Origin of the sequence: Stenotrophomonas sp. ESTM1D_MKCIP4_1, assembly GCF_003086895.1 — a bacterium.
Taxonomy (GTDB): Bacteria; Pseudomonadota; Gammaproteobacteria; order Xanthomonadales; family Xanthomonadaceae; genus Stenotrophomonas.
This window is the reverse complement of the sequence record NZ_CP026004.1, coordinates 2,221,171-2,247,175: the sequence shown is the minus strand read 5'-3', so window position 1 is coordinate 2,247,175 and position 26,005 is coordinate 2,221,171. Positions and strand designations below refer to the sequence as shown.

Annotated in this window: 20 protein-coding genes; 9 read left to right on the top strand and 11 right to left on the bottom strand. The window is 66.5% G+C overall.

The annotated features are described in order from the left end of the window. The first annotated feature begins 105 nt into the window (after nucleotides 1-105). Nucleotides 106-534, top strand: coding sequence for a hypothetical protein (locus tag C1924_RS10330; RefSeq protein ID WP_254051103.1), 429 nt, complete (start codon nucleotides 106-108; stop codon nucleotides 532-534). A gap of 108 nt (nucleotides 535-642) precedes the next feature. Here C1924_RS10330 and C1924_RS10325 read toward each other — a convergent pair whose 3' ends face one another. The 3 genes from C1924_RS10325 to C1924_RS10315 form a co-directional block, all read right to left on the bottom strand. Continuing rightward, on the bottom strand, nucleotides 643-1,038 hold the full coding sequence (locus tag C1924_RS10325) for a hypothetical protein (RefSeq protein ID WP_108765212.1): 396 nt from the start codon (nucleotides 1,036-1,038) through the stop codon (nucleotides 643-645). A 104-nt stretch (nucleotides 1,039-1,142) separates the two neighbouring features. Beyond that, nucleotides 1,143-1,826 carry a type 1 glutamine amidotransferase domain-containing protein gene (locus C1924_RS10320; protein ID WP_108765211.1) on the bottom strand — a complete coding sequence of 228 codons (684 nt, stop codon included), beginning with the start codon at nucleotides 1,824-1,826 and terminating at the stop codon, nucleotides 1,143-1,145. 98 nt (nucleotides 1,827-1,924) lie between these two features. After that, complete coding sequence (locus C1924_RS10315; protein WP_108765210.1) at nucleotides 1,925-2,530, bottom strand: TetR/AcrR family transcriptional regulator; 606 nt, start codon at nucleotides 2,528-2,530, stop codon at nucleotides 1,925-1,927. Nucleotides 2,531-2,656: 126 nt separating this feature from the next. Between C1924_RS10315 and C1924_RS10310 the strand changes: the two genes are divergently transcribed. The 5 genes from C1924_RS10310 (at nucleotide 2,657) to C1924_RS10290 (ending at nucleotide 9,780) form a co-directional block, all read left to right on the top strand. Next, nucleotides 2,657-3,838, top strand: coding sequence for a YbfB/YjiJ family MFS transporter (locus C1924_RS10310; RefSeq protein ID WP_108765209.1), 1,182 nt, complete (start codon nucleotides 2,657-2,659; stop codon nucleotides 3,836-3,838). Between the two features lie 149 nt (nucleotides 3,839-3,987). Continuing rightward, on the top strand, nucleotides 3,988-4,785 hold the full coding sequence (locus C1924_RS10305) for a DUF4198 domain-containing protein (RefSeq protein WP_108765208.1): 798 nt from the start codon (nucleotides 3,988-3,990) through the stop codon (nucleotides 4,783-4,785). A 30-nt stretch (nucleotides 4,786-4,815) separates the two neighbouring features. Beyond that, complete coding sequence (locus tag C1924_RS10300) at nucleotides 4,816-5,721, top strand: hypothetical protein (protein WP_108765207.1); 906 nt, start codon at nucleotides 4,816-4,818, stop codon at nucleotides 5,719-5,721. A gap of 112 nt (nucleotides 5,722-5,833) precedes the next feature. Beyond that, entirely contained in the window at nucleotides 5,834-7,285 is a 1,452-nt protein-coding gene (locus tag C1924_RS10295) for a DUF2271 domain-containing protein (protein WP_159094783.1), read from the top strand. Between the two features lie 125 nt (nucleotides 7,286-7,410). After that, nucleotides 7,411-9,780, top strand: a complete 2,370-nt coding sequence (locus tag C1924_RS10290) for a TonB-dependent hemoglobin/transferrin/lactoferrin family receptor (protein WP_108765205.1) — start codon at nucleotides 7,411-7,413, stop codon at nucleotides 9,778-9,780. A gap of 94 nt (nucleotides 9,781-9,874) precedes the next feature. On the opposite strand, the gene C1924_RS10285 is transcribed toward C1924_RS10290, so the two are convergent. Both C1924_RS10285 and C1924_RS10280 read right to left on the bottom strand, forming a co-directional pair. Continuing rightward, nucleotides 9,875-12,046 (bottom strand): TonB-dependent receptor, encoded by a 2,172-nt coding sequence (locus C1924_RS10285; protein WP_108765204.1) that lies wholly within the window; start codon nucleotides 12,044-12,046, stop codon nucleotides 9,875-9,877. A 218-nt stretch (nucleotides 12,047-12,264) separates the two neighbouring features. Continuing rightward, on the bottom strand, nucleotides 12,265-13,908 hold the full coding sequence (locus C1924_RS10280) for a fatty acid--CoA ligase (RefSeq protein WP_108765203.1): 1,644 nt from the start codon (nucleotides 13,906-13,908) through the stop codon (nucleotides 12,265-12,267). A 129-nt stretch (nucleotides 13,909-14,037) separates the two neighbouring features. On the opposite strand from C1924_RS10280, the gene C1924_RS10275 reads away from it, so the two are divergent. Continuing rightward, the gene (locus C1924_RS10275; RefSeq protein ID WP_108765202.1) at nucleotides 14,038-14,712 is read left to right on the top strand and encodes a response regulator transcription factor; all 675 of its coding nucleotides are present in this window, start codon (nucleotides 14,038-14,040) and stop codon (nucleotides 14,710-14,712) included. Between the two features lie 134 nt (nucleotides 14,713-14,846). Here the strand turns inward: C1924_RS10275 and C1924_RS10270 are convergent, their stop codons facing one another. Genes C1924_RS10270 through C1924_RS10255 form a run of 4 tightly spaced genes read right to left on the bottom strand, consistent with a single transcriptional unit; the run spans nucleotide 14,847 to nucleotide 21,783 of the window. Next, complete coding sequence (locus tag C1924_RS10270) at nucleotides 14,847-18,188, bottom strand: PAS-domain containing protein (protein ID WP_108765201.1); 3,342 nt, start codon at nucleotides 18,186-18,188, stop codon at nucleotides 14,847-14,849. 51 nt (nucleotides 18,189-18,239) lie between these two features. Beyond that, a complete protein-coding gene (locus tag C1924_RS10265) occupies nucleotides 18,240-18,725 on the bottom strand; it encodes a MaoC family dehydratase (RefSeq protein ID WP_108765200.1) in 486 nt (161 codons plus the stop codon). Beyond that, the gene (locus tag C1924_RS10260; protein ID WP_108765199.1) at nucleotides 18,722-19,600 is read right to left on the bottom strand and encodes an alpha/beta hydrolase; all 879 of its coding nucleotides are present in this window, start codon (nucleotides 19,598-19,600) and stop codon (nucleotides 18,722-18,724) included. The genes C1924_RS10265 and C1924_RS10260 overlap by 4 nt, the downstream gene beginning before the upstream one ends. A gap of 11 nt (nucleotides 19,601-19,611) precedes the next feature. Then, a complete protein-coding gene (locus C1924_RS10255) occupies nucleotides 19,612-21,783 on the bottom strand; it encodes a TonB-dependent receptor (protein WP_108767025.1) in 2,172 nt (723 codons plus the stop codon). 237 nt (nucleotides 21,784-22,020) lie between these two features. Between C1924_RS10255 and C1924_RS10250 the strand changes: the two genes are divergently transcribed. Next, on the top strand, nucleotides 22,021-23,025 hold the full coding sequence (locus C1924_RS10250) for a PHB depolymerase family esterase (protein ID WP_108765198.1): 1,005 nt from the start codon (nucleotides 22,021-22,023) through the stop codon (nucleotides 23,023-23,025). Nucleotides 23,026-23,156: 131 nt separating this feature from the next. On the opposite strand, the gene C1924_RS10245 is transcribed toward C1924_RS10250, so the two are convergent. Beyond that, nucleotides 23,157-23,924, bottom strand: a complete 768-nt coding sequence (locus C1924_RS10245; RefSeq protein WP_108765197.1) for a hypothetical protein — start codon at nucleotides 23,922-23,924, stop codon at nucleotides 23,157-23,159. Nucleotides 23,925-24,096: 172 nt separating this feature from the next. On the opposite strand from C1924_RS10245, the gene C1924_RS10240 reads away from it, so the two are divergent. Beyond that, entirely contained in the window at nucleotides 24,097-24,609 is a 513-nt protein-coding gene (locus C1924_RS10240; protein ID WP_108765196.1) for a hypothetical protein, read from the top strand. Between the two features lie 57 nt (nucleotides 24,610-24,666). Here the strand turns inward: C1924_RS10240 and C1924_RS10235 are convergent, their stop codons facing one another. Next, entirely contained in the window at nucleotides 24,667-25,836 is a 1,170-nt protein-coding gene (locus C1924_RS10235; protein WP_108765195.1) for a Fic family protein, read from the bottom strand. Nucleotides 25,837-26,005 lie beyond the last annotated feature (169 nt).

Genomic DNA, 26,005 nt, shown 5'->3' with positions numbered 1-26,005 from the left:
CAGCGCGGCCGGTTTCGGGCAGAATCGAAGGCATGCAGGGGGCATCACCGTGACGCGTCACGCGTAAAGACCTTTGCGGTTTCCACTTACGGAACGAGGCGCCACATGGATGTTCGCACGCTGCTGCTGGGCTGGCTGCTGGCCGCCGCACTTCCGGCGACCGCACAGCAGATCCACTCCGCGACCGGTCCTGCACGGAAGCCGTTGCCTGCTGCCCCGAAGGCGTCGTACAACTCGATGTCGAAGACGACCACGCCCTTCAACTGCGAACAATACGCGTGGCCTGACCACCCACACACGGGGATGAAAGCGTACTGCGCCAGCATCGAGGCGAGCACGCTGCAGAGCGAAGCCCGCCAGGCGGGCCGGCCGGGTCCGTCCAGTGAAGTGCGCGTGCTGCCGGCGCTGGGTTCGGCGGAAGCCAAACGCACTGGTACTGCCTGCATCGGCGGCCAAGCGTTCCGGCGGCTGGCCAATGGCTGGGAACAGGTGGCCTCGCCATCAGGCGGCTGGCTGCGCTGCCGCGAGCGCTAGAGCGTTTGACCCGGTACGGCTTTTGTTTCTGGTTGTGCCGTGCCAGTCGAGCAAGCTCGACTCTACAGTTGTGCCGTGCCAGTCGAGCAAGCTCGACTCTGCTAAAGCTCAGAGCCTGCCTTCGGCTTTGTAACGCGCCGCACCTGCGTCCACCAGCGTCTTCAACTGCGCCAGAAATTCGGCATCGAAGCGCTCAAAGTTGAAGCAGGATTTGCCCTGCATGCGCTTCTTCAAGGCCGGGCTGATGTCCGCCAGCAGCTCGGGAAAATCGTAGACGGGCATGAAGTGGAACGCATGCTTGCGACCAGACACTTTCACTGCGCCGAAAAAGTGCGGCTTGCCGTTCGCCGCAGGCGTGCGGCAGTTGGCGTAGACATGTTCCGGCGTATCGTGGACAACGCTCAGGCCATCGCGGTGGTGCAGCAGCAGCCGGCGCAAAGCATCGAACAGGTCCGGTGGCAGGGGGGTGTCTGCCGCAGTGGCGGTGGCCGGGGTGCGTTTCATGGAATCTGCCGATAGGAAGGAATCTGCACGCTGCCTCTGCCCGCACCGTAGCACGCATGCGGGTGCGATCCAGGCCTCCGACGCGGATCGCACCCCGTGTGCCCTCAGGTCGGGTCTACCGCCTGGATCAGTACGGCCGCGGCTTCGGCCGAGGAGCCCGGGTTCTGCCCGGTGATCAGCAGGCCGTCGCGCAGCACGTAGGAGCCCCAGTCCGGGCCCTTCGAGTAGTCGCCGCCCAGGTCCTTCAGCATCTCTTCCACCAGGAAGGGCACCACATTGGTCAGGCCCACGGCGTCTTCTTCGCTGTTGGCAAAACCGGTGACCTGCTTGCCCGCTACCAGCGGCCGGCCGTCGGGCGCCTTGACCTGGCGCAGCACGCCCGGTGCATGGCAGACCAGACCGACCGGCTTGCCGCTGGCAACGAACGATTCGATCAGCGCGATGGAATGGGTGTCGTTGGCCAGATCCCACAGCGGGCCGTGGCCGCCGGGGTAGAACACGGTATCGAAGTCGGCGGCATCCACGCTGTCCAGGCGGACGGTGGCGGCCAACTGCGCCTTGGCGTCGGCGTCGGCTTCAAAGCGGCGGGTCAGTTCCGTCTGGAACGCGGGCTCGTTGCTCTTCGGGTCCAGCGGCGGCTGGCCGCCCTTGGGCGAGGCCAGCACGATCTGCGCGCCCGCATCCTTGAAGGCGTAGTAGGGGGCGGCCAGTTCTTCCAGCCAGAACCCGGTCTTATGGCCGGTGTCGCCAAGCTGGTCGTGCGAGGTCAGAACGATGAGGACTTTCATGGGGATGCTCCGGTTGTAGAGGGCTAACAAGTAGACCGGTCGTCTAGATTCCGCTCAAAAAAACACGACGGGCAGAGTGTGCCGCAGGCACGGCTCGCTCAGCGTGAGGGGTGCAACATCTGCTGTGTGGTTGCCAGCGCGCTCTCGAAGGGCTGCGGGCCGCGCACGATCTTCACCATGATGCTGGCGCCCAGCCACAGCTGGTACAGGCTTTGTGCCAGCGCGTGTGCGGACCCGTTGCCGGCCACAGAACCCTCGGCCCGGCCGTCCTCGATCGCCTGCGCGAGGCGTTCGATGATGCCGGCAGTTCCGGTGCGCAGCGCCGCGCGCATGGCGGGCGATAGATCAGCCACCTCGGCACCCAGCTTCACCGCCAGGCACTTGCCCTGGCAGTCCTCGAAGGACTGGCTGTCCATCCACGCAGCGAAGTAGTGGTCCAGCTGTGTGGCCCGGGTCTGGCCGGGCGCACGGAATATCTGGTCCATTTCGCCCAGATATTCGTCGAAGTAGTCCTGCAGCAGAGCCTCGCCGAACGCGTCCTTCGAGCCGAAGTAGTGGTAGAACGAGCCCTTGGGTACGCCGGCCGAGTTCAGAACCTCGTTCAGGCCCACCGCCGAGAAACCCTTGCCGCCCATGGTGCGACGGCCGCTGGCCAGGATTCTCTGGCGGACGTCGGTGCCTGCGGTGTCGTGGGCAGTGTTCATTGGGTCAACAATACGCCTGATTAGACCGGTCGTCTAGTGCTCGCGTGCCCACTACTTTTGCGGCATGGCCCCGGCACGAATGCAGGTGATACGGTCCGGGAACGCTGGCACCCGCAACGGAAGACGATGACCCAGGTAGGAAGCGCGCCCCACGTCACGCCATATCGCGTGATCCTCGCCGGCATCTGCGCGCTGGTCCTCACCGTCGGGCTGGCCCGCTTCGCCTACACGCCGATGCTGCCGATCATGAAGGCGCAGGCGGGCCTGGGCTACGTGGCGGCCGGTTGGCTGGCGGCCATCAACTACGCCGGTTACATGGCCGGCACCCTGCTGGCCGCTACAGCCGGCACGCTGCATACGCGCTACGTGCTGTACCGCATCGGCCTGGTGGTGGCCGTGGCCAGTACCGTCGCCATGGGCCTGACCCGCGATCCGGTTGCCTGGGGTGTCCTGCGCTTTCTGTCCGGGCTGTCCAGCGTGGCGGGGCTGCTTCTGGCCTCCGGACTGGTACTGAACTGGCTGCTGCAGCACGGGCGTCGCCCGGATCTCGGCCTGCACTTCACTGGCATGGGACTGGGCATCGTGGTTTCCGGCGCGGCGGTGGTGCTGACGCTGCCGGCGCTGGCGTGGTCGGGACAGTGGATCGCATTGGGTGTGCTCGGGCTGGCGTTCTTCGTGCCGGCCTGGTGCTGGATGCCTGCCCCGGCGTCGCCCCCCGCTGCTGCCAATCCCCAGGCTTCGCCGTCAGCCGCAGCGTCGGGCGCGTGGATGCGTCTGCTCAGCGCGGCTTACCTGTGTGCAGGCTTTGGCTTTGTCATCGGCGCCACCTTCATTGTTGCCATTCTCGAAACGCTGCCCGTGCTGCAGGGCAGGGGAGGCTGGGTCTGGGTCATCGTCGGCGTGGCGGCGCTGCCCTCCACCTTCGTCTGGGACCGCATCGCCCGCCGCTCCGGTGCCACCCGCGCGTTGGCGGCGGCCTACGTGTTGCAGGGCGTCGGCATGCTGTTGCCGGCCGTTTCATCCAGCGCGGCCGTCAATCTGCTGTCGGCCGCGTTGTTCGGCTCCACCTTCGTCGGCATCGTCAGCCTCACCCTGGCGCTTGTGGGGCGGCACGCGCCGTCCAACCCGTCCAAGGGCATGGCCCGCATCACGCTGGGCTACGGCGTGGCACAGATCATCGGGCCGATCATCGCGGGGTACATGGCCAAAGCGACCGGCACCTACCAGGGGGCACTGGTGGCGACGGCGCTGTTGATGGGCTGCGGAGCGCTGCTGCTGTACGTCGCAGATCGCCAGGAACGGCGTTGAGCGTCGTGCAGTCGATACAGGCCGTGTGAGAGCGACACACGCCGAAGAATTTCACTAATTGATAACCAATCTCACTTAACTTAACATTCCGTCCGCCAGCCCCGGACCTCCGTCTCGCCAGCGCCCACGCTCACCGACACGAAGGTCCCATGAAGACGCATTCCCTGCTTGCCGCCGCCGCGCTGGCGCTGGCCGCATCCCTGCCGGCATACGCCCACACGCCTTACCTGGTCCCCAGCAGCTTCACGCCGCGGGCAGGGCAGACCATTGCCATGGACGCCTCGTTCGCCGAGACCTTCTTCGTACCGGAGACGGCGTTCGACGGCAGCCAGTTCACCGTGACCGGTCCGGACGGCAGCGAAGCGCCGCTGGCTGCGCAGGCCATGAAGACCCGTACCGTGGCGGAATACACGCTGCCGGCAGGCACCGGCACCTACCGCCTCAGCACCGGCCCGCGCCTCGGCGCGCTGTTCCGTACCTGGGAACAGAACGGCAAGCGCGCAAGCTCGCGCGACCCGGCGGTGAAGATTCCCGCTGGTTCCAAGGTCATCTCCGATTTCCAGTCGCTCACCCAGGCCGACAGCTACGTCACCGTGGGCAACCCCGATCACGCCGCGCTTGCGCCGCGCAACAAGGGCGTGGAACTGGTACCGGTCAGCCACCCCAGCGATCTGTACGTGGGCGAGACCTTCGATTTCATCGTGCAGTACGACGGCGCGCCGCTGGCCAACCAGGCCGTGGAGATCACCGAGGCGGTCTGGAGCTCGGACCGCACGCCGCAGGTCGTCACCCTGAAAAGTGATGCCGCCGGGCACGTGCGCATGCCGCTGTCTGCGGCCGGCACCTGGGTCGCGCTGACCCGCCACCGCACGGCCGCACCGGCGGGTGCGCAGGTTGCCGAGTACAGCAACAGCGTGACTCTCACGTTCCGCGTGCTGAATCCCTGATTTCCCAGTAACACCGCCTTCGAGGTCGACATGAAAACTACCGTGCTTGCCAGTGCGTGCGTTGCCGCGCTGCTGGTTTCCTCCGCTGCATCCGCACATACCGCCCCCGCCGCGCGACCGCTGGTTGGCGGCCACGGCAACAATGTGCAGGCGTTCATTGCCGAACATGACGACAACAACGATGGTCGCGTGACCTGGCAGGAATTCGAGACCTTCCGCCGCGCGCGCTTCGATGCCACCGATACCGACCGCAACGGCACCGTGGAAGAGGCCGAGTATGTGGCCGAGTTCGATGCCCGCGTGGCTGCGGAGATCGAGCGCGAACGCGCCGCGCAGGTGGAACAGACCAAGGCCCGCTTTGCCGCGCTGGATACCGACAGGAACGGCCTGGTCTCACGTGCCGAGTTCGATGCTGCCGGTGAGAAAACCTGGCAGGGTGGGCAGAAGGCACTGGCCAACAAGGCCACCGAAACCAAGGATGCGCCGAAGCACGAGGCCAGGACCGCAGCCGGTGCACAGCGCTTCGACAGCCGGCGCCGCAGCCGTCTGGGCATGCCCACCAGCCATACCGCGGCCGGCTTCCTGGAGCTGTACGACGAAAACGGTGATGGCAAGGTCGACCGCGCCGAGTACGATCGCGTGCGTGCGGCGCAGTTTGCCCGCACCGATGGCGATGCCGACGGCCAGCTCTCGCTGGATGAGTACCTGGCCGAATTCGAGACCCGGGTGGACCGCCGCATCGACGCGCTGGACCAGGGCGGCGACCGCCAGGTGCACGTGCGTTTCGGCGTGCTGGACGCCGACAAGAATGGCCACATGACCTTCGCCGAATACCAGGTGTCCGGCAAGCGCCTGTTCGACACCGCCGACCGCAACAAGGATGGCGTGGTCGACGCTGTCGACGCCACGCTGCCGCCGCCGCAGCCCCGTCGCTGATACATCGGGCCGCCCGTCTGCGGTGGCCCGGTGCTCCACCTTTTGTTCCGTCTACCGGCCGGGCCGCCTGCAATGGACCGGTCGGGCGGCCCTGTGCCTGATCGAGCCTTCGATGAAGCAATTTCCCCTCCTGCTGATGGTCGCCTGCATCATGCTGGGCGGCCTGCATGCCAGCACCGCCGCGGCAGCCGCGCTGCATCGCGATGATGTGCTGGGCACCTCGCTCGACCTGCGCATCGATGCGCCTGCTGCCCAGGTCGCGGCAGGCGAACGCGCGGCATTGGCAGAGATCGAGCGCCTGGATTCGGTGCTCAGCCGCTGGCGCGAAGACAGCGAACTGAGCCGTTTCAATGGCAGCACAGGACCGCAGGACCTGTCGCCGGATCTGCGTGCGGTGTTGGGACTGTGCGAACACTGGCGCGTGCGTACCGAAGGCCTTTTCAGCTGCCGGTTGGGCACGATGGCCGCGCGCTGGCGGCAGGCGCAGGCCAGTGGCACGCTGCCGGCGCGAGAGGAACTAAGGACGTTGGCCTCGGCAGCAGCGGCCGCTGAATTCAGTCTCGAACGCGACCAGCGCGTCACCCGTCCCGCAGCCATCGTGTTCGATGTGGATGCGCTGGCCAAGGGTTACATCATTGACCGTGCGGTGGACGCTGCGCGTGCAGCGGCACCGGCAGCGATTGCCATTGCCCTGGATATCGGGGGTGACGCGCGCCATTGGCAGGCCAGCGGGGCAGGGCAACCCTGGCAGGTGGGCGTGGCCGACGCGCGCGCACCGCGCGACAACCGGCCTGCGCTGGCAACGGTCGCACTTCGTTCGCAGGCCATCGCGGCCAGTGGCCATGCTACCCGTGGCTACACGGTGGGCCGCCGCCAGTACAGCCATCTGCTCGATCCCTGGTCGGGCTGGCCGATGCAGTTCGCGCCCTCGGCGACGGTCGTCGCCACCGATGCCAGCAGCGCCGATGCACTGGCCACGGCACTGTCGGTAATGCCGATCCGCGCCGGCCTGCAACTGGCCGACGCGACGGCCGGTGCGGCCGCATTGATCCTCAGCGATACCGGCACCGCTTTCGCCTCACAGCGCTGGCCCGCGCTGCTGGCAGCCGCCGACGGGCAGGCCATGGCCCCCGAGCAGCGGGTCATCGACTACCAGGTGCCCGCGCTGGACAGCGAGCGCTACCACGCGCCCTACCTGGCCCTGTGGATCGCGCGCGAAGATGGCAGCCCGGTGCGCCAGTTGCTGGTGCTGGGCGAGCGCTCGCGCTATCTGCAGGATCTGCCGCAGTGGTGGCGCCGTTATGGCCGCGATGATCTGCCGGCCATCCAGGGCATCGCGCGCCCCACCCGCATGCCAGGCCGCTATTCGGTCGCGTGGGATGGCCGCGACGACCGTGGCCAGGGCGTTCCGCCCGGCACCTACCAGCTGCAGGTCGAGGCGGCGCGGCAAGGAGGAGGTCACGAATTTCTCTCGCTGCCCATCACAACCGGGCAGGGCAGTGGCTTGCCCGTCCACGCACAGGGCCGCAGCGAAATCGGCACCGTGCAGATTTCCCGACCCTAGCCAGAACTCTTTCCAGACACCTCCCAGCAACGCAGACCGCGCCGTATCCCGGCGCTCCGCAGCCAGGAACGCCCCGGGTATCCCAGCCCGCGGCATCACCACCTTCCACAACTGCGGAGTCTCCGATGAAACTGCAACCCTCCCTGCTGGCTCTGGCCGTCGCCACCAGCCTCGCCCTGCCGACCCTCTCCCGCGCCGCCGCGCTTGATGCAGACAGCACCCTCGACACCATCCAGGTGACCGAGACGCGCAAGAAGTCCGACAACCAGAACGTCACCACGCTTTCGGCCAAGACCCTGCGCCAGCAGGGCGCGCAGAGCATGGAGGATGCCATCCGCTATGTGCCGGGTGTGGAGATGGTCGATCTCGGCCGCGCAGGCTTCAATGGCTTCAACATCCGCGGCCTGGAAGCCGACCGCGTTTCGATCACCCTGGACGGCCTGAGCTTCCCGCAGAGCATGGACCCGGGCACCTACCAGCCCTACGAGTTCTTCCGTTCGGGCCGCGGCAGCGTCGATCTGGAAGCGGTGAAGGCCGTTGAGATCATCAAGGGTGCCGACGCGATCACCGCCGGCAGCGGCGCGCTCAGTGGCGCGGTGATGTTCACCACCAAGGACCCGGCCGATTTCCTCAAGGCCAGCGGCAACGACAGCTTTGGTTCGGTGAAGTACGGCTACACCGGTTCCAGCGACGAGAACATGGGCTCGCTGACCCTGGCCAACCGCACGGGCAGGTTTGAATCGCTGCTGGTCTACACCAAGCGTGATGGCCACGAGACTGAATCCTGGTACGACACCACGGTCGACCGCCTCGGCCCGGGCCGCCGCACGCCGGACCCGGTCGACCGCGAAAGTGACAACCTGCTGTTCAAGGTCAACTTCCTGGCCACTGACACCCAGACCTTCGGCGTTGTGTACGAGCGCGCCCGCGCCACCAACGATGTCGACAACTGGACCCGCAGCGATGGCACCGGCTCGTACTTCTTCCGCAGCGCCGAGGACCGCAGCGACCGCGATCGCTACGGCCTGAAGTACACCTGGCGTGCCGGCAACGCGCTGTTCGACAGCATGGAAGCCACCGCCGATCACCAGAAGAACTACATCCAGGGCCAGACCAATGTGCTGGTGGCCAACGGCACCGCTGCCACCTACGGTACGCGCTGCTCGATCACCGATCCGTGCTCGCGCCAGGAAGACCGCTGGGATACCCAGAAGCGCAACCGCATCGCCCTGGACTTCGACAAGAGCGTCGAGGCCGGTGGCGTGCGCCACGATATCGTCTATGGCGCGGCGTGGCAGCAGGCGAAGATTCACTGGAATTCGGTGGATTCACGCTGGGGCAACGATGGCAGCCTGTTCACCCGTGACACCGATCCGTCGCTGTGGCCCGATACCCGCGAAACCGATCTGACCGCCTACGTGCGTGACCGCGTGCGCCTGCTCGATGACCGCCTGAGCCTGACCGGTGGCCTGCGCTACGACAGCTACAAGTACACCCCGGAAACCTCGGTCGGTGGCAACGGCCAATCCGGCTACGAAGACGGCGGTGGCAGCGTCGGCGTGTCGAAGTTCTCCTCCCCCACCTGGAACCTGGGTGCTGAATTCAAGTTCACCGACAGCCAGTCGCTGTGGGTGCAGGGCGGTCGTGGCTTCCGCGCGCCGGGCGTGAATGACATGTACGGCACCTCGTCCACCACCGAGGTCACCCGCGTGTCCGACGGCGCCACCGTCACCGTGCCCGATGGCAAGAGCAACCCGGACCTGGATGCCGAGCGCAGCCTCAACCTGGAACTGGGATGGCGCTACCAGAGCGACCGCCTGCGCCTGGGCGTTTCGCTGTTCCGTGACAAGTACAGCAACTTCATCGACACCGCGCAGTTCGTCGCCGACGCAGGCACCCAGTACAGCACCACCACCCGTGGCGTGACCACGGTGACCAACGGCTACACCTACACCATGCCGATCAACCGCGGCAACGTGGAAGTGAAGGGCGTGGAAGCCGAGGGCATGTGGCTGCTGGCCGACGACTGGCTGGCCCGCGTGGCCTACTCGTACAACGAGGGCACCGACAATGACGGCGAGCCGCTGGCCAGCATCATCCCGGCCAAGGCGGTGGGCGGCCTGACCTACAACGCCCCGTCGCGTCGCTGGAGCATCACCGCCAACGTCACCCACCAGCAGCGCAAGGACCCGTCCGACTACGGCAAGAGCATCACCAACGGCAGCTATGGCGTGGAAGTGGTGCCGTTCTACGCCTACAAGGCGCGCGAATACACCCTGCTGGATGTGTTCGGCAGCTATGCCATCACGCCGAAGATCAACCTGACCGCTGGTGTCTACAACGTGTTCGACAAGGAGTACTACCTGTGGAACCGCGTGCGCACCGCCGGTGCCGGCACGGCCATCTTCCAGGGCGCCACCAGCCCTGATGGCATCGGCCGCTGGTCGCAGCCGGGCCGCAACGTGCGCTTCACCCTCAGCTACGACTTCCTGTAAGCAGGGCAGGGGTCGGAGCCCTTTCCAGCTGGAAAGGGATCCGACCCCGATGGCGTGGATGAACTGCCGGGAATCATCCACGCATGGCGTGGATCTACAACTGCTTTTCGTACTGCAACCTGATGCCCAGCTTGCTGTCGCTGGCGTACCCGCGCGATACCTCGCCCTCCCCATCGCGATACACCACGCGCGAGGTCTGCCGCTGCTGCAGCAGGTTCGACAGCGCCACACTCACACGGCTGCCGGCGTCCAGCTTCCAGTCGGCAGCTACATCCAGCGTGCGCTCCGGGCTTGATGCCCGCGTCCATTCCGCGCTGAGCCGGTTCGTGCCACCCCCGCTGTAGCTGTAATCCACACGGGTCGAAAGGCGCTTTGAAACCTGCCAGTGCACACCCACGTTGCCGCTCAGAGGCGTCTGGTCGGCCAGCTGGTTGTCCGGCCCCGGCACGGAAGCGACCCGCGAATCGTTATACGTCACGTTGGCGGTGAACTGCAGGTCGCGGTCGGTCTGCATCAGATCGGCCAGCGCGAAACGCGCATCCAAGGTGAGCCCCTGCGTCGTCGCCCGGCCGGCGTTGTAAGGCGTGGTGACCCACAGCCCATCCTGTTCATGGAGCGCGCGCAGGATCACAGCATCAATGCGGCGTGCATACGCCCCCACACTGACCAGCCCGTCCTTGCCGAAGGAATGCTCGTACGCCGCATCCACACCCCAGGCCACCTCCGGCTGCAGCGCGGGATTGCCCTGCTGGTCCGGATTGGTCGGGCCGTTGCCGTTGTTCACCGAGTAACGGCGCGGCAGCAGTTGCCAGGGCTGTGGCGCACTGAACGTACGGGCCACCCCAAAGCGGAACTGATCCCGGCTCGCTGCGGAGGGTTTGAATACCCATTGCGCGATGGGGCTCAGCACGCTGGCGCGATTGTGCAGGGTGCCCGTGAGGCGGCTGCCCACGGCCGTATCCAGACCTTCCCAGCGCACGCCAAGATAAGTCTGCAGGCGCGACGACGTGCGCCACTGGTCCTGCGCATACAGCGCAATGCGCCGGATCCGGGCACCGTAATCGTCGTCGATCAATCCCAGCGAACGGCCATCGGCGGCCTGGTCGCGCTGCACGCGATGCTCGTCGCGATCGGTGTAAGCCCAGTCCCAGCCGAAGGCCAGATCATGCCGCTCGTTGACGCCGCTGATGTACTTGCCGGTACTGGAGTAGGCCGTGTGGGTTGCATGGGTGAGCACGCTGCGGTCCAGTGCGAAGTCGCCCGCAGGAGCGAAGCCCAGAAACGCGAAGTCGATATCGCGGCTGAAGTGCATCACCCCGAGCTTCATCTCCAGACGGTCGTGCTCGCCGATCTGCCGCTTCCATTGGCCATCGCTCCTGGCGGTCCAGGTACGCGAATCGTTGCTCCAGCGATTGCGAGGATAGTCGCTGGGGCCGCCGTCCAGCACGGTTTCGTTGCGATCACGGGTCCACGCCTCACGCCTGTACTGCAGCAGGCTCTGCCAGCTCACTTCGTCGCGATCGCCGAGTGTCCAGGTCAGCCGTGGCGCGAGGTTGAAGGTGGAGGTCTGGCCGTCATAGCGCTCACGCGTGCGACGGTCATGAAGCAGCGCGCCCTGCGGGTCGCTTGCCTGCTCGTCGATGACGGCGTCACGGCGCTCTTTCGGGGCCGAAGCGGTGGCGCTCAGGGACCACGCCAGGGCCTTTCGCTTCCCCGACAATAGCAGCGTAGCGGCGGGTGTGACACCTCCGCCCTGCTGCGCGGCGCTGAGTTTGAGGGTGCGCTGGCGCGCCTCGCTTTGGCGCCGCAGCACGATGTTGATCGTGCCTGCAATCGACCGCGTGCTGTACTCGGCAACGGCGGTGGGCAGGATTTCGATGCGTTCCACCAGCTCCGGTGCGATGGAGTCAATCGAAAATCCGGCCGGCGCCGGGTCACCATCGATCAGGATCTGCACGTAATCGCCGCCCAGCCCACGCATGCGGATGCCCTCGGCGGTGACCGTCACACCGGGAAGGCGCCGCAGCACACTGCCAAGCCGGTCATCAGGGTGGCGCAGGATGTCCTCGCGGCCGATGCTGATGCGCAGGGTGGGTTCCTCGCGTCGCAGCTCCGCCGCCGTGGGGCCGGTGACCTTGACGGCCTGCAGATCAGTCGGGCGAGGGTTCTGCGCGGGCGGATCGGCGGCCTGCGCGGGTCCGGCGATGGCCAGGGCCAGGCTCACGGCCAATACGTGCCGTTGCGGGCAGAGCAGGGGGTTTCGCACGCATCCATTCCTTCAGGGGGCGGGGGCATCCCAGCCCCAGCAACCCTATCCAGCCCGACCCGCGTGCAGAAGCGGAATGTTGTTGCAGCACCCATGAGCAGGATTCATGGCGAAGACACGTGCAGCGGGGTCAGAGCCCTCTCCTGCGGAGAGGGGTCCGACCCCGGCGCTGAGCGGTTCGGGCCCCCGTAGAGTCGAGCTTGCTCGACTGCTTTGCTCTACGCGGGGTCATGCATTCCGCGCAGCTTCTTCTTGTTGATCTTTCCCACGCTGGTCCGTTCCAATGATTCCACGAACGTGACGCGCTCTGGAATCGCATAGCGCGACAGATCGCCGGCCCGGCTGCGCGCGGCAATCAGCTCGATGATCTCGGCCTCGCTCACCTCGCTGTCGGCATGCCGCACCACCAGGGGCAGGGGGCGCTCGCCCCATTTCGCATCGGCGATGCCGATCACCGCCACTTCGTTCACCGCCGGGTGCAGCGCGATGATGTCTTCCAGCGCCAGCGAGGAAATCCATTCGCCCCCGGTCTTGATCACATCCTTGATGCGGTCCGTCACCCTCAGGTAGCCGCCGCCATCAATGTGGCCGATGTCACCGGTATGCAGGTAGCCCCCGGCCCACAGTGTGGTCGAGGCCACCGGGTCATGCAGATACCCCTGGGTCAACCAGGGCGCGCGGACTACCACCTCACCGGTCGCAACGCCGTCGTGAGGGACGTCCCGCATCTCCGCGTCGACGATGCGCAGGTCCACCAGCGGCACCGGAATGCCGGCCTTGGTCCGCAGCGAGAGGGCTTCATCGGCGTCGTCCAGCGTGTCCACATCAACCTGCGCCAGCGTCAGCAGCGGGCAGGTCTCGGACATGCCGTAGCCACCGAAGATGTCGACCCCCAACGACAGCGCCCGCTGCGCCAGCGCCCGGGGCAACGCCGCGCCACCGATGATCACCTTCCAGCGGCTCAGGTCGGTCTGCGCAGCGCTGGGATGTTCCAGCAGCATGTGCAGGATGGTCGGCACGCAGTGCGAGAAGGTCACCTGCTCACGCGCGATCAGCGCCAGCAGGTTGCCGGGCAGGTAGCGGCCGGGATAGACCTGTTTGATGCCCATCAAGGTGGCCACGTACGGTACGCCCCACGCATGCACATGGAACATCGGGGTGATCGGCATGTACACATCACCCCGGTGCATGCGGCCCTGCGTTGCAGGGCTGGCCAGCGCCGCCATGGCCGCCAGCGAGTGCAGCACCAGCTGCCGGTGGCTGAAGTACACGCCCTTGGGCAGGCCGGTGGTGCCGGTGGTGTAGAACAGGGTGGCGCGCGTGTTCTCATCGAAATCAGGGAACGCCGTGGTCGGTGCTGCTTCCCGCAGCCCCGCTTCATACTCGGTCACGAAACCCGGTGGCAGCGCGCCATCGGCATCGTCCAGCAGGATGCGCGTGCGCAGGTCCGGCAGGTGTTCCTCGATGCACTCCAGCAGCGGCAGGAAATCGCGGTTGGCCAGCAGCACGCGGGCGCCACTGTGGTTGAGCGTGTAGGCGATCTGGTCCGGTGCCAGGCGGATGTTCACCATCATCAGCACCGCACCGATCATCGGCACCGCGAAGTAGCTTTCCAGGTAGCGGTTGCTGTCCCAGTCCATCACCGCCACGGTATCGCCGGGCTTCACCCCCAGTGAGATCAACAGGCCCGCCAGCTGGCCGATGCGGGCCTGCAGGGTGCGGTAGTCGAAGCGGACCGTATCGCCGTAGACGATCTCCTGCCCGGGATTCACCGCCAGCGGCGTGTGCAGCAGCTGCTTGATCAGCAGCGGATAGGCGTTGGCATCGGCGGAGGAGGGGGCTGCAGCAGGGGCGGATGACATGGACGGTCCTTGTGGTCGGCGCATCGGCGGCCGTTCTTCATGCAGCCACACTAGCCATCGGTGCGTCGCGCACCAGCGTACCTAGGTACCTGTGCCTGGCCCCGGATGTTTTGCTAATCTCGCTTGAACATGCCCACCCTGCTCATCGCCGATGACCACCCCTTGTTCCGTGCCGCGCTGCATCGCGCGGCCGAAGAGGCGGTTGCCGACCTGCAGATCAGCGAAGCCGATTCGCTGGACAGCGTGCTGGAAATCCTGGAACGACACTCCATCGACCTGATGCTGCTGGACCTGCACATGCCGGGCAACCACGGCCTGGCGGGGCTGGCCACGCTGCGGGCGCTGCAGCCAGGGCTGGCAATCATCATCGTATCGGCCAATGAGGAACCGCAGGTGATCCGGCGTGCCATCGATCTGGGGGCTGCCGGTTACCTGCCGAAGAGCTCGGGCCTGAGCGAACTGCAGTTGGCCCTGCAATCCGTGCTGGAGGGCGAGCGCTGGATCCCGGCGATCCTGCGCGAACCGGTGGCGCGCATCGCGCCCTTCAGCAAGGATGCCGACCTGGCCGCGCGTCTGGCCAGCCTGTCCGCGCACCAGTACAAGGTGCTGGGGCTGGTGGCCGAAGGCCTGCTCAACAAACAGATCGCCGACCGACTGGGCGTGCAGCTGCGCACGGTGAAGGCACACATGACCCGTATCATGGAACGGCTGGGTGTGCGCAACCGCGCGCAGGCCATCCGCGTGCTGCACGAAATGGGCCTGAGCGATCCGTCGCGGCACATCGAGAATACGCAGGACGCGTGATGGCGCACGCGGGTTTGGCGCCAACCAAGGTTGGCAGCTACCAGAGCAGGGCACCACGCCGGTTATTGGTAGGTGTCGACCTTGGTCGACACACACAGCGCCAACCAAGGTTGGCGGCTACCAGAGCATGGCACCTACGCCTCCGTGCTGCGGGACTCCGCCGTCGCCAGCAGATGGTTGATCGCCCAGCGCAGCGCCAGCGGCTTGAACGGTTTGTTCAACAGCGAGAGCCCGGCGCCGCGCACCGCCTCGCGCGTCTCACTGCCGGTATCCGCGCTGAGCAGCACCGTCGGCCGCGGGCCGTGCGTGGCCACCAGGCGCTGCCAGAGCGCCACACCGGTATCGCCATCATCGAGGTGGTAGTCGAACAGCCACAGCGCGGCCTCCCCGGCAGCCGTGCCTACCGACGCAGCATCGGCCACCGCCACCACCTCGCAGCCCCAGGCCAGCAGCATCTGCCGCATGGCCTCCAACGCATCGGCATCGTTGTCGACCACCAGCACGCGCAGGCCCTTGATGGTGCTGCTTCCGCCGGCCATCGGTGCGCTGCGGGGTGACAGTGGTGGCGTTGCCCGCGCCACGCTGATCGAGAACACCGAACCGCGCCCCGGCACGCTGCGCAGCTGCAGCGGTGCATGCAGAAGATCTGCGATGCGGTGCGCAATGGTCAATCCCAGGCCCAACCCCTGGCCGTTGCTGCGGTCCACCCGGTGGAATTCCTCGAATACCACCGCCTGCTGCTCGGGCGCGATGCCCGGCCCACTGTCATGCACGCCGATCGACAGCCGATCGCCGCAGCGGCGCACGCCCAGCAGCACGCCGCCACTGCGGGTATAGCGGATGGCGTTGGCCAGGAAGTTCTGCAGCACCCGGCGCAGCAGCAGGGGATCGCTGTGCACCCACGCACGGGTGCCGACGTAGCCGAAGTGCAGGCCACGCGCCGCCGCCAGCACCGCGAACTCCTGCGCCAGCGGATCCAGCACGGTGGACAAGGCAAACGGGCGCGGGTCCGCCACCAGTCCCCCGGCTTCCAGCCGCGAGATGTCCAGCAGCCCCGAAAGCAGGTCATCGGTGGAATCCAGCGCGCCGCGGATCTGCCGCAGGAAACTGTCCAGGAACGCCGATTCAATGTGCTGGGACATCGCATCGGTCAGCAGCTGTGCTGCATGCAGCGGCTGGATCAGGTCGTGCCCCACCGCCGTCAGGAAGCGTGTCTTGGCCACGTTGGCCCGTTCGGCCTCATGCACCGCCTGTTCCAGCCGGGCCGTACGATCCTGCACGCGGCGCTCCAGCGTTTCGTTGCTGCGCTTGAGCGCATCCTCGGCGCGGCGGAACGCGGTCACGTCGGTGAAGGTCGCCACGTAGCCACCGCCGGGCATCGGATTGCCACGGATTTCAACGATGGTGTCGTCCGGGAATATGCGTTCGGACAGGTGCGGCGTGCCACGTCGCATGTGCACCACACGGCGCTGCAGTGCCTTCTCCGGGCTGTCGCCGGGCACATGGCCGATCCGCAGCTGGCCCAGCGCCCACGCGGTCAGATTCGCTACCGGCTGCCCGACCTGCAGCAGCTCGGGCGGGAACTTGAACAGCGCCGCATACCGGCTGTTCCAGGCCACCAGCTGCAACTGCGCGTCGACCACGCTGATGCCCTGGCTCATGTTTTCCAACGCGGCTTCCAGCAGGCGCTGGTTGAAGCGCAGCACCTGCGTGGCTTCACCCACCGCGCGGGTCACCGCATCCAGCGGCGCCGCACCGCCATCACGCGCCGCCTCCACCAGCAGGCGCGCCATGCCGGCACCGACCACGGCGGTCAGTTCGCGCTCGATGGCGGTCACCCGCTCATCATCCAGCACCTGCCCCGCGTGGCCATCCATCAGCTGTCGCGCCCGCTCCGGCCCCAGGAAGCGGCCCGCCGTCTTGCGCAGCGATACCGCTGCCACTGCGTCGCGCTGCCGTGGCAGCGGCGGCCGCACCGCGCGTGCCACCAGCACCACGGCCAGCAGGTTCGCCGCCAGGCTGGCGCCCATGCTGATGGCGATGTGGCCCGGCTGCAGCCGCACCGACAGCAGGGCCAGCCAATGCACCCCGTCGGTGTCCGTGCCGGGCGGCACGGCGGGCACGACCATCGGCAGCAGCACCAGCCACAGCCACACCAGCGACCCCACCACGATGCCGGCAATGATGGCCGGCGAAGGCGTGCGCGGACGGTACACCGCCAGCAGCACCGCAGGTGCCAACTGCGAAAGCGCGGTGAACGACATCAGGCCGAAATCACTGAGCGCTTCGGTATCGCTCATCGCCCGGCTGTACAGCCAGGCCATCAGGAACACCGCAAGAATGCCCGCACGGCGGAACGCCAGGACGCGCGGCCGCAGGTCGCTCCCCGCCACGCCGCCATCGATGCCACCCAGCAGGCGCGTGCCCACGCCATGGTTGCCCAGCATGATCGACAACGTCAGGCCGGACAGGATCATCATGCCGGTGGCGGCGCTCAGGCTTCCCAGGTAGGCCACCAGTGCCAGCAGGTGATGGCCACCGGCCAACGGCAGGGCCAGCACGTAAAGATCCGGCGATACCGACGCCGGCAGCTGCGAAGCGCCATACAGGGCCATCGGCACCGAGGGCAGGCCGATCAGCAGCAGGTACATCGGGAACAGCCAGCGTGCCGTCTTCAGGTCGGACGGCTGGCGCAGTTCCACCACACCCACGTGAAACTGGTGGGGCAGGGTGAACGCAGAGATCGCCCCCAGTGCCACCATCGTCAGGTAGTCCGGCACCACGGCCGGGGGCGGCAGCGTTGCCATCTTTTCCAGCAGCGGCGCGCCCGCATGCTGCACCGACAGCCCGGCATACAGGCCGATGGCCAGCAGCGCCACCAGCTTCAGCACCGATTCCAGGCCCAGCGCCACCACGATGCCCCGGTTATGTTCGGTGGCCGAGGCCTTGCGCGCGCCGAACAGCAGGGTGAACGCTGCCATCGTCAGCGCGAACCAGAACGACATGTCCAGCTGCCACCCGGCCGGCGTGAAGCGATCCCCCAGCAGCGCGCCCAGCCCTTGGCTCACCGCCTTCAACTGCAGGGCGATGTACGGAATGATGCCGAACAGCGCGACCACGGTGATGGTCACCCCCAACCCCTGGTCGGCCCGCAGCCGCGCTACCACCAGGTCGGCGATGGTGGCGCTGTTGTGCTGCTTGGCCAGGCGCCCCAGGCGAGCCAGGAAAGGAAGCCCGAACGCAAAGATCAGGGCCATGCCCACCAGCGTGGGCGGAATCGGGAAGCCCCACTGCACGCCCTGCGAGGCGGCGCCGTAGTACGTCCATGCCGTGCAGTGCACGGCCAGCGACAGCGCGTAGATCGCCGGCCACACGCGCGCGAGCCGGTGCCCGTGGCGCTCGCCCCACAGGGCCACGCCAAACAGCAGAACGGTCCACGCAATACAGGCGAACAGGACGATGGAAGGCGTCAACATCGCTCCAGTGTAGAGAGAACCGCGGCAGGCGTGCAGCGGGGCAGGGCGCGCTCAGCCGGCCAGCACCACCAGCGCCAGCTGCTCGGCCACCAAGGCCACGTCATCGCCGGGCACACGCTCGACGGTCTTGCGCTGGGTCAGCAGCCATTGGCCGGGCCCACGTGGTTCCAGTGCCACCAGTTGCGAACGCACCCGCACCTGTGTGCCACTGGGCACGGGGGCCAGGAACCGCACCTTGTTCAGGCCGTAGTTCAGTGCATGTGACACGCCGGCAAAACCGCTCAGCACGGCCACATCCTCGTCCACGGTCAACGACAGCAGCAGGAAGCCATGGGCGATGGTCCGCCCGCCCGGCAACTGCGCCTGCGCCCGCGCCGCATCGACATGGATCCAGTTGTGGTCGCCCGTGGCCTCGGCGAACGCATCGATGCGTGCCTGCGTGATGAGCGTGGGCGCGCCCAGACGCTCCGAAGCGGCCCACTGCTGCAGGGCATGCAGTGCATCGGGCAGCGCCGTGTTCGCGGCTGCCGCACTCATCGCACGCCATCCAGCAGCCCGAGGATGGCGCCACGCGCCTCTGGCTCGGACAGCATCGGCGCATGGCCGACGTCCGGCACTTCCACCAGCCGGGCGCTGGCCGAGCTCGCCGCCATCTGCCGTGCCACGTCGGCCGGCAGGATGTCCGACAACGCGCCGCGCACCACCAGCACCGGCACCCGCGCGGTCAGCCTGCGCACCGCACGCCACAGCACCGGGCGCAGCAGCCACAGTACCCACGGCCGCGTGGTGCGGATGATGGCCGGGTCGTAATCCAGTTCCATCAGTCCATCGCTGCGCTGGCGGAAGGTCCGCAGCGCCATGGCCTGCCAGTCCTCATGGGTATAGCGCGGAAACGCCGCCTTGCCGATGGTGCCCATGTAGGTCGCGGCCTGCTGCAGATCCATCGGCGGCACCGGCTTGCCGGCGTACTGGCCGATCCGCGCCAGCGCGGCGCGCGGTACCCGCGGACCGGCATCGTTGAGCACCGCCGCCAGCACCCGTTCCGGCGCGCGCGAGGCCACCGTCAGCGTCACCAGTACGCCCAGCGATGTGCCCACGAAGACCGCCGACGCGATGTTCTGCGCGCGCAGCAGCGCCACCATGTCATCGGCATAGGTGCGTGCGTTGTAGCTGGCCGGGTCACGCGCACGTTCCGATCCGGCACGGCCGCGCAGGTCCACCGCGATCACCCGCCAGCCGTCGTCCGTCAGCGTCTGCGCCAGGGCATCGAAATCGGCCGCATTACGGGTCAGGCCTGGGATGCACACCACCGTGCCGCGCGGCGCCAGCCCCACGGCGGGGGCGTGGTCGCGCGCGTGCAGGCGCAGGCCGTCATCACTGTTCCAGTACAGATCGTCGTAAGACTGCGTCATGCAGAAGCTTCCTAGAAATCGTAACGGGCACTGAGACTATACTGGCGCGGCGCACCGTAGAAACCGATCAGCGTGCCGACCGCGGGGATGTTGTAGCCGGTCGTGCGGTACTCTTTGTCGGCCAAGTTGGTGCCCTGCAGCGACAGCGTCCACGCATCGTCCACGCGCCAGACCACACCGGCATTCACCAACCCGTAGCCGCCCTGGCGGATCACCGGGCTCAGGTCGGTGGTCGGCCACACTTCGCTCTGGTAGCTGTAGCTCACCCGTGCGGACAGGTTGCCGCCGTTGGCCAGCGCGGTACGGTATTCCACGTTCAATGCACCGGAATACTCGGGCGCATTGGTGAACTTCATCTGCCTGGCCACGTTGATGCCGCGGTCCATGTATTCATCGTACTTGGCATCCAGCCAGGCCAGGTTGCCCGAGATCAGCCAATGCTGCGTGGGCAGGTACTGGTACTCGATTTCCAGGCCGTTCACCGTGCCCTTGCCGGCATTGGTGAAGTCACCGAAGAACGAATCGTCAACGCCGTCGCCATTGGTGTCGATGCCCGTGAACACCGACAGCTGGATGTCTTTGTACTTGTTGTGGAACGCCGACAGATTCAGGAACAGGCGCTGGTCGAAGAAGCCCATCTTGCTGCCGATCTCGAAGCTGTCCACGGCCTCGTCATCGAACGGCTCGGCCGAGCGCGGCACGGCCACCGCATTGGCGCGGATGTTGTAGCCACCCGACTTGAAGCCACGTGTGGCCAGGCCATACACCATGATGTCCGGGGTGATCTGGTAATCCAGCGAGACCTTGGGCGAAACGTTGCTGAAGTTGGTCTTCTTGTCGAAGTCCGCGGTCACCGCCACCGGACGGGTGAAGCCGGGGTCCGCATAGAGCCGGTTCAGCACGATCGCGCGCTTGTCCTCATCGGTGTAGCGCGCGCCCACGTCCAGCTTCAGCTTCTGGGTCAGGTCGAAGGTCCAGTCGGCATACAGCGCGATGCTGTCGGTCAGGACCTTGCCCTGGTTGTCGGCGAACTGCACGCTGAAGTAGTTGTTCTGGATCTGCCCACCGGCCTCGCCCTTGAACTGGTACAGGCCCACCACGCCCCGCACGCGGCCACCGGCATCGTAGTTCAGCTGCAGCTCGTTGCTCACCTGGTTGTCGTCATAGGTGCCGCTTACATCGGCCAGTTTCACCGGTGTGGTATCGAAATCAACGTTGCCCTGGCTGTCCGATTCGCGCTTGGCAATCACGTATTTCAGCGCGACATCCTCATTCGGCCGCCAGTTCACCGTGGCCGAAGCGCCCTTGCTCTCCACGTTGTTGAGGTTGCGCATGCCCGAACGGATGTCGTAACGGCTGTCCATCGGCGGGTAGCCGGGCAGGAACGGGTTGGGCGCCAGCATCTTCGATCCACGCATGCCGGACCGGTCGTCCGTCCAGTCCAGCGCGAACTGCACATCGAAATCATCGCCGGCATAGGCGCCCAGGTTGAAGCGCGCCGCGTTGATCTGCTTGTCGCTCACCGGCTGGCCGTTGAAGGTGTTCTCACCGAAGCCATCGTTGTTCATGCTGGCCACCGCCACGCGCGCGCGCAGGCCACTGTCTGCGCCGCCGATCGGGCCGCCGATGGCCGCCTTCGCATCCAGCTGGCTGTAATTGCCCACCGTGATCTGGGCGAAGCCCTCGGTTTCGGTGGGCAGGCCACGCGAGATGTACTTGATGGCACCGCCGATGGTGTTCTTGCCGTACAGCGTGCCCTGCGGGCCGCGCAGCACTTCGATGCGGGAGACATCGAACACGTCCAGCAGGGCACCCTGCGGCCGCGCGATGTAGACGTCATCCAGGTAGATGCCCACGCCCGGGTCGGACCCCCAGGTCGGGTCGGACTGGCCCACGCCGCGGATGTAGGCGGTCACCGTGCTGCTGGCGCCGCGTGCCGCGTAAATGGTCATGTTGGGCACCTGCGGGCCCAGCGCACTGATGTCCTGGACATTCAGCTTGTCCAGTGCCCCGGAGGTGAACGCGGTCACCGCCACCGGCACTTCCTGCAGGGTTTCCTCACGCTTGCGCGCGGTCACCTTGATGCTGTCCAGGTTGGTGGCCGAGACGGCCTTGCCGGCCGTCGATGCAGGCGGCGCCTCCTGTGCCAGCACCGGCCCGGACGCCAGCAGCACGCCGATCATCAGGCTCAAGCCATTCCGTTTCATTCATTCCCCCCCAAGGGCATGTCCATTGCAGATGGCCCATTGCCACCCATGGCGCCTAGGCTAGCCGCGCCCCGGCACCGGCTGCGAGTGGACCTAGGTCCAGTCGGCATGGCCGGGCAGATGCGGATACTGGCCCCATCCCCACACGACGGTGCCGAACGGCACCGCCTCCCGACACGACGTCTTCCACCACGCACGCATGAGGATCCGGGCATGAACGCTGCAATCACTTCAATCAGGACGTTGCTGCTTGGGCTGTGCACGTGGCTGGCGATGAGCGCCACGGCCGCTGCGGCCGATACGCCGGGGCACTGGGATTTCGGTGTCTACGGCAACGTCTACGGCGCCCGCGAGTACCAGGTGTGGGTGCCCGCCAACTACCAGCCCAGCCAGCCGCTGCCGTTGCTGCTGGTGCTGCACGGCTGCGTCACCGGCCCGAACCTGATGGGTGAGGCGTCCGGCTTCAACGATGTGGCCGATACCGAAGGCTTCATCGTCGTCTACCCGCGGCAGAACGTCACCGCCAATCCCATGCGCTGCTGGAACTTCCCGTTGCCGGTCAACCAGGCGCGCGGCAGTGGCGAGCCCTCCATCCTGGCCGGCATCGTGGATGAAGTGAAAGCCGGCTACGCCGTCGATCCGCGCCGGGTCTACGTCACCGGCATCTCTGCCGGCGGCGCGATGACCGCAACCATGCTGGCCTGCTATTCGGATGTGTTCGCGGCGGGCGCCATCCATGCCGGCGGCATGTACAAGGGCGCGACCACCGTGTCCGGCAGTGCGTATGCCCTGTTGGCCGGCAGCATCTACTCGCCGGACAGCAACGGGCGACTGGCGTGGCAGTGCTCCGGCTCGCCGAAGCCGCGGCCGTTGCCGGTGCTGGTCTTCCATGGCAGCGCCGATTCCACCGTCAACCCGATCAACGGCCAGCAGGCGGTGCGTCAGTTCCTGCAGACCAACGATCTGGCCGACGATGGCCTGGACAACGATTCGGTGAAGTACGTGCCCACCAGCACCTACCAGGGGCAGGTGCCGGGCGGCCGCAGCTACACCGTGGATACCTACGCCTACAACGGCAGGGTGCTGGCCCAGCATTACGTGGTGCAGGGCATGGGCCACGCCTGGAGCGGCAGCCAGACCGGCCTGCCGTTCACCGACGCACAGGGCCCGGACGCCACGCTGATCACCTGGTTGTTCCTGAAGGACAACCAGCGCTGACCTGGCGGGGTTGGATCATCCACGCATGGCGTGGATCTACTGGTAGTTGCCGACCGTTGGTCGGCACAAATGCAACCTGGTAGGTGCCGACCACCCAGACATGGTAGGTGCCGACCGTTGGTCGGCACGTCTCAGCGCACCCGCTCCAGCTCCTTCAGCTTCGCCTTGCTGCGGTCCAACCACGGCGCATTGTGGCTGCGCGTATGGCGCGACCAATGCTGGGCATCGTCCAGAATGCTCGCGAATACGCTTCGGCTTTTCTCACGGTCCGCCGCCCCCGGCTGGGCCAGCAGCCATTCGGCATACAGGCAGCGCGCCGCTGCATCGTTGCCACATTCCACGGCACGCTCGAACGCCGCTTCGGTGCCTGTCGCATGGGTGGCCGCCAGAGCCTGCGCGTACAGCAGGGTCTGCTCGGGCTTGCGGCGCACCTCCGGGTGGCGCGCAAACAGACCGTCAAGCGCCTCTGCGGCAAGAGCGGCGTGCCCGGATTCAAGGCGCGCACGCGCCAGCCCGGTCAGGATGTAAGGGTCGTCGCCAAGTGGCGAGCTCGCGGCCTGCTCAAACAGCGTTCTGGCCTCCTCGGCCTGGCCGGAAGCCAGCAGCTCCATGCCCAGGCGGACACGGTTCTGCACCGTCGGGGTGCGGGCCAGCTCGGCCCGCGCAGTGCGCACGTCCTTGCCCGGATCGATGAACTGCTTGGCCGAATGGACCACCTGGCGGGCGCCGCGGGAATGGCGGGCCTCCGGCAGATAGATCGCCACGAAATAGACCACGCTGCCCAGCAGCGGGAACGAGAACAGCAGGAGAAGCCAGTACAGGCTCTGGCCTGAGCGGATGGCGTGCACCGCGAAGTAGATCGCGGCGATGAAATGGAGTCCGATTCCAAGGTAGGGCATGGTGCGCCGACTGTTCCGTCTGAAGAGGGAAACTATAGAGGATCGAGCCCCTGCCGCCTCCCCTTCACCACGGACTGGCAATTCCCTACATTCCAACAAGCACTTTTCCTACGCTGCACTGTCCCGCAATCAGGCGCAGAATCCGCCCCATCTCCCGGCAAATGGCAACGCGATGACCAGGATGCTCACGGTGTTGTTCTCCGCCATCGCCTTGTCTGCATCGGCTGCAGCGGCGCCACCACCAGCCAAAGCCGACACCTGGGTGCCCGCCGACCTCGACCAGCTCAGGAAAGACCCGTGGCGCAGGGAGTCGGCCACTGCCTATGCCCGCGTCAAGCTCGACATGAACGGCGATGGCCTCAAGGACGATGCCATGCTCGTCACCAACCCCGTGCGCCACAGCTCTGCGTTGCGCATCTGCCTTGCCGCGAAGGACCCGCAGGCGACCCGCGCATGCCACATACTCGGCGAGGAGGATGACGAAACGGGCTACGAGGTGATGGGCCTGCAGGTGGAGGCGCCGGGCTGCTTCGACTACTTCGCGTTGAACGATAGCCCGGACATCGAGGGCAGGATCTGCACACGGGCCGACGTGCTGGATTACTTCAGGGAAGGCAGCTCGGCGTCCTACTACATCTACGACCGGAAGACCGGCACGTTCAATCGCTACTGGTACTCGGATTGATGCACGTGGTGTCCATGAAAGAGCGTAGTCGAGCGCGCTCGACGCTGCACGCCCCCTTCAGTCGACCGGGTCGTCGAGTGAGTCGCCAATGCCAGAGCGTACTTCATCGATTGCATAGCGCGTGTTCCGGCTCCCACCGGGCAACCGGCGCAGGCAGCCCTTCTCGACCAGATCGGCGAGATGACGGGTGGCCGTGGCCTTGGATACCTTGGCCACGGCCTGGTACTGGCTTGCGCTGATGCCTTGCTCGAAACCGCGCTCGCCGCCGTCGAGCATGCGGTTGAGAACCTTGATCTGCTCGGCCAAGAGCGCATGCTGGCGATGGCGTTGCCAGAAGCGCGCCTTGGCCAGCACGCGATCAATGCGCCGCAGGGCCTGGGAAAGACTGTCGTGCAGCGTGTGCAGGAACCACAGCAGCCACGCGGTAATGTCGAGGCCAGCTTTCTGGCTGTCCTCGAGGATCCGGTAGTAGCCGGCCCGATCGGCGAGGATGCTGGCCGACATCGCGTGGAAGCGGATGACCTGCGGCTGCGCCTGGGCAAGGGCGAGATCGGTCAGTGCACGGGTGAGGCGGCCGTTGCCGTCGTCGAAGGGGTGCAGCGTCACGAACCAGAAGTGCGCGATGGCAGCGCGGAGGAGTGGGTCGATGTCGCCATCATTGCCGCTGTCCGCAAACCACTGCAGGAAGGCGTCAACCTGGTGCTCGAGGCGTTCCCGAGGTGGCGCCTGGAAATGCACCGTCGGGTTGTCGATGCGGCCGGAGACAACCTGCATGGGCTCGGAGCCTCTCAGATCACCCACCCGGATCCGGTTCGGCAGCAGATCGTCGTCGGCTGCAAACAGCCAACGGTGCCATTGCAGAAGGCGGCCCAGGTCCAAGGGACGATCCGCATGCCGGGTAGCATCCAGCATCAGGTTGGCCAGGCCTTCCGCGCGCGCCGTTGCGCGGCGGCGGCCTTCTTCGGCGACGCCCAGCCTGCGCGCCAACGATGAGCGGACCGAGCCGACGTCCAGACGTTCCCCCTCGATGGCAGACGAGGTCACGATATTCGACAGCAGCGTATCCAGCGCATCTTCGGCCTGAAGCTCGCGGCTTTCTGCTGCCGCCATGCCCAACAGTTGGCCCTGCAGCAATTGGCAGGCGCGCAACGGGGCCGCGACCGCCTGCGCATTCCAGGCAAAGCGTGGCCAGTCGCTGTGTTGCCAGATCCAGTGAGGAGTGGACATCGGCTGATCTCCAGGTGAGCCGAATGGCCAGGTTATTCGGCTCATTCAGTGAGCCGAATAATAGCATTATTCGGCTCACGTCACCCCGAACCACCGCCCAGCCCCGATCCCGCACATCCATCCAAGACGATCAATCAAGTTTTGCGGACCATCCATCACCGATGCGCTC

What these genes read in the sequence shown, in the direction of transcription:
- C1924_RS10250 (WP_108765198.1), top strand. Translation starts at nt 22,021, where the DNA reads ATGAACGCTGCAATCACTTCAATCAGGACGTTGCTGCTTGGGCTGTGC.
- C1924_RS10315 (WP_108765210.1), bottom strand. Translation starts at nt 2,530, where the DNA reads ATGAACACTGCCCACGACACCGCAGGCACCGACGTCCGCCAGAGAATC.
- C1924_RS10330 (WP_254051103.1), top strand. Translation starts at nt 106, where the DNA reads ATGGATGTTCGCACGCTGCTGCTGGGCTGGCTGCTGGCCGCCGCACTT.
- C1924_RS10260 (WP_108765199.1), bottom strand. Translation starts at nt 19,600, where the DNA reads ATGACGCAGTCTTACGACGATCTGTACTGGAACAGTGATGACGGCCTG.
- C1924_RS10320 (WP_108765211.1), bottom strand. Translation starts at nt 1,826, where the DNA reads ATGAAAGTCCTCATCGTTCTGACCTCGCACGACCAGCTTGGCGACACC.
- C1924_RS10265 (WP_108765200.1), bottom strand. Translation starts at nt 18,725, where the DNA reads ATGAGTGCGGCAGCCGCGAACACGGCGCTGCCCGATGCACTGCATGCC.
- C1924_RS10240 (WP_108765196.1), top strand. Translation starts at nt 24,097, where the DNA reads ATGACCAGGATGCTCACGGTGTTGTTCTCCGCCATCGCCTTGTCTGCA.
- C1924_RS10310 (WP_108765209.1), top strand. Translation starts at nt 2,657, where the DNA reads ATGACCCAGGTAGGAAGCGCGCCCCACGTCACGCCATATCGCGTGATC.
- C1924_RS10290 (WP_108765205.1), top strand. Translation starts at nt 7,411, where the DNA reads ATGAAACTGCAACCCTCCCTGCTGGCTCTGGCCGTCGCCACCAGCCTC.
- C1924_RS10295 (WP_159094783.1), top strand. Translation starts at nt 5,834, where the DNA reads ATGAAGCAATTTCCCCTCCTGCTGATGGTCGCCTGCATCATGCTGGGC.
- C1924_RS10245 (WP_108765197.1), bottom strand. Translation starts at nt 23,924, where the DNA reads ATGCCCTACCTTGGAATCGGACTCCATTTCATCGCCGCGATCTACTTC.
- C1924_RS10275 (WP_108765202.1), top strand. Translation starts at nt 14,038, where the DNA reads ATGCCCACCCTGCTCATCGCCGATGACCACCCCTTGTTCCGTGCCGCG.
- C1924_RS10270 (WP_108765201.1), bottom strand. Translation starts at nt 18,188, where the DNA reads ATGTTGACGCCTTCCATCGTCCTGTTCGCCTGTATTGCGTGGACCGTT.
- C1924_RS10300 (WP_108765207.1), top strand. Translation starts at nt 4,816, where the DNA reads ATGAAAACTACCGTGCTTGCCAGTGCGTGCGTTGCCGCGCTGCTGGTT.
- C1924_RS10325 (WP_108765212.1), bottom strand. Translation starts at nt 1,038, where the DNA reads ATGAAACGCACCCCGGCCACCGCCACTGCGGCAGACACCCCCCTGCCA.
- C1924_RS10255 (WP_108767025.1), bottom strand. Translation starts at nt 21,783, where the DNA reads ATGATCGGCGTGCTGCTGGCGTCCGGGCCGGTGCTGGCACAGGAGGCG.
- C1924_RS10305 (WP_108765208.1), top strand. Translation starts at nt 3,988, where the DNA reads ATGAAGACGCATTCCCTGCTTGCCGCCGCCGCGCTGGCGCTGGCCGCA.
- C1924_RS10235 (WP_108765195.1), bottom strand. Translation starts at nt 25,836, where the DNA reads ATGTCCACTCCTCACTGGATCTGGCAACACAGCGACTGGCCACGCTTT.
- C1924_RS10280 (WP_108765203.1), bottom strand. Translation starts at nt 13,908, where the DNA reads ATGTCATCCGCCCCTGCTGCAGCCCCCTCCTCCGCCGATGCCAACGCC.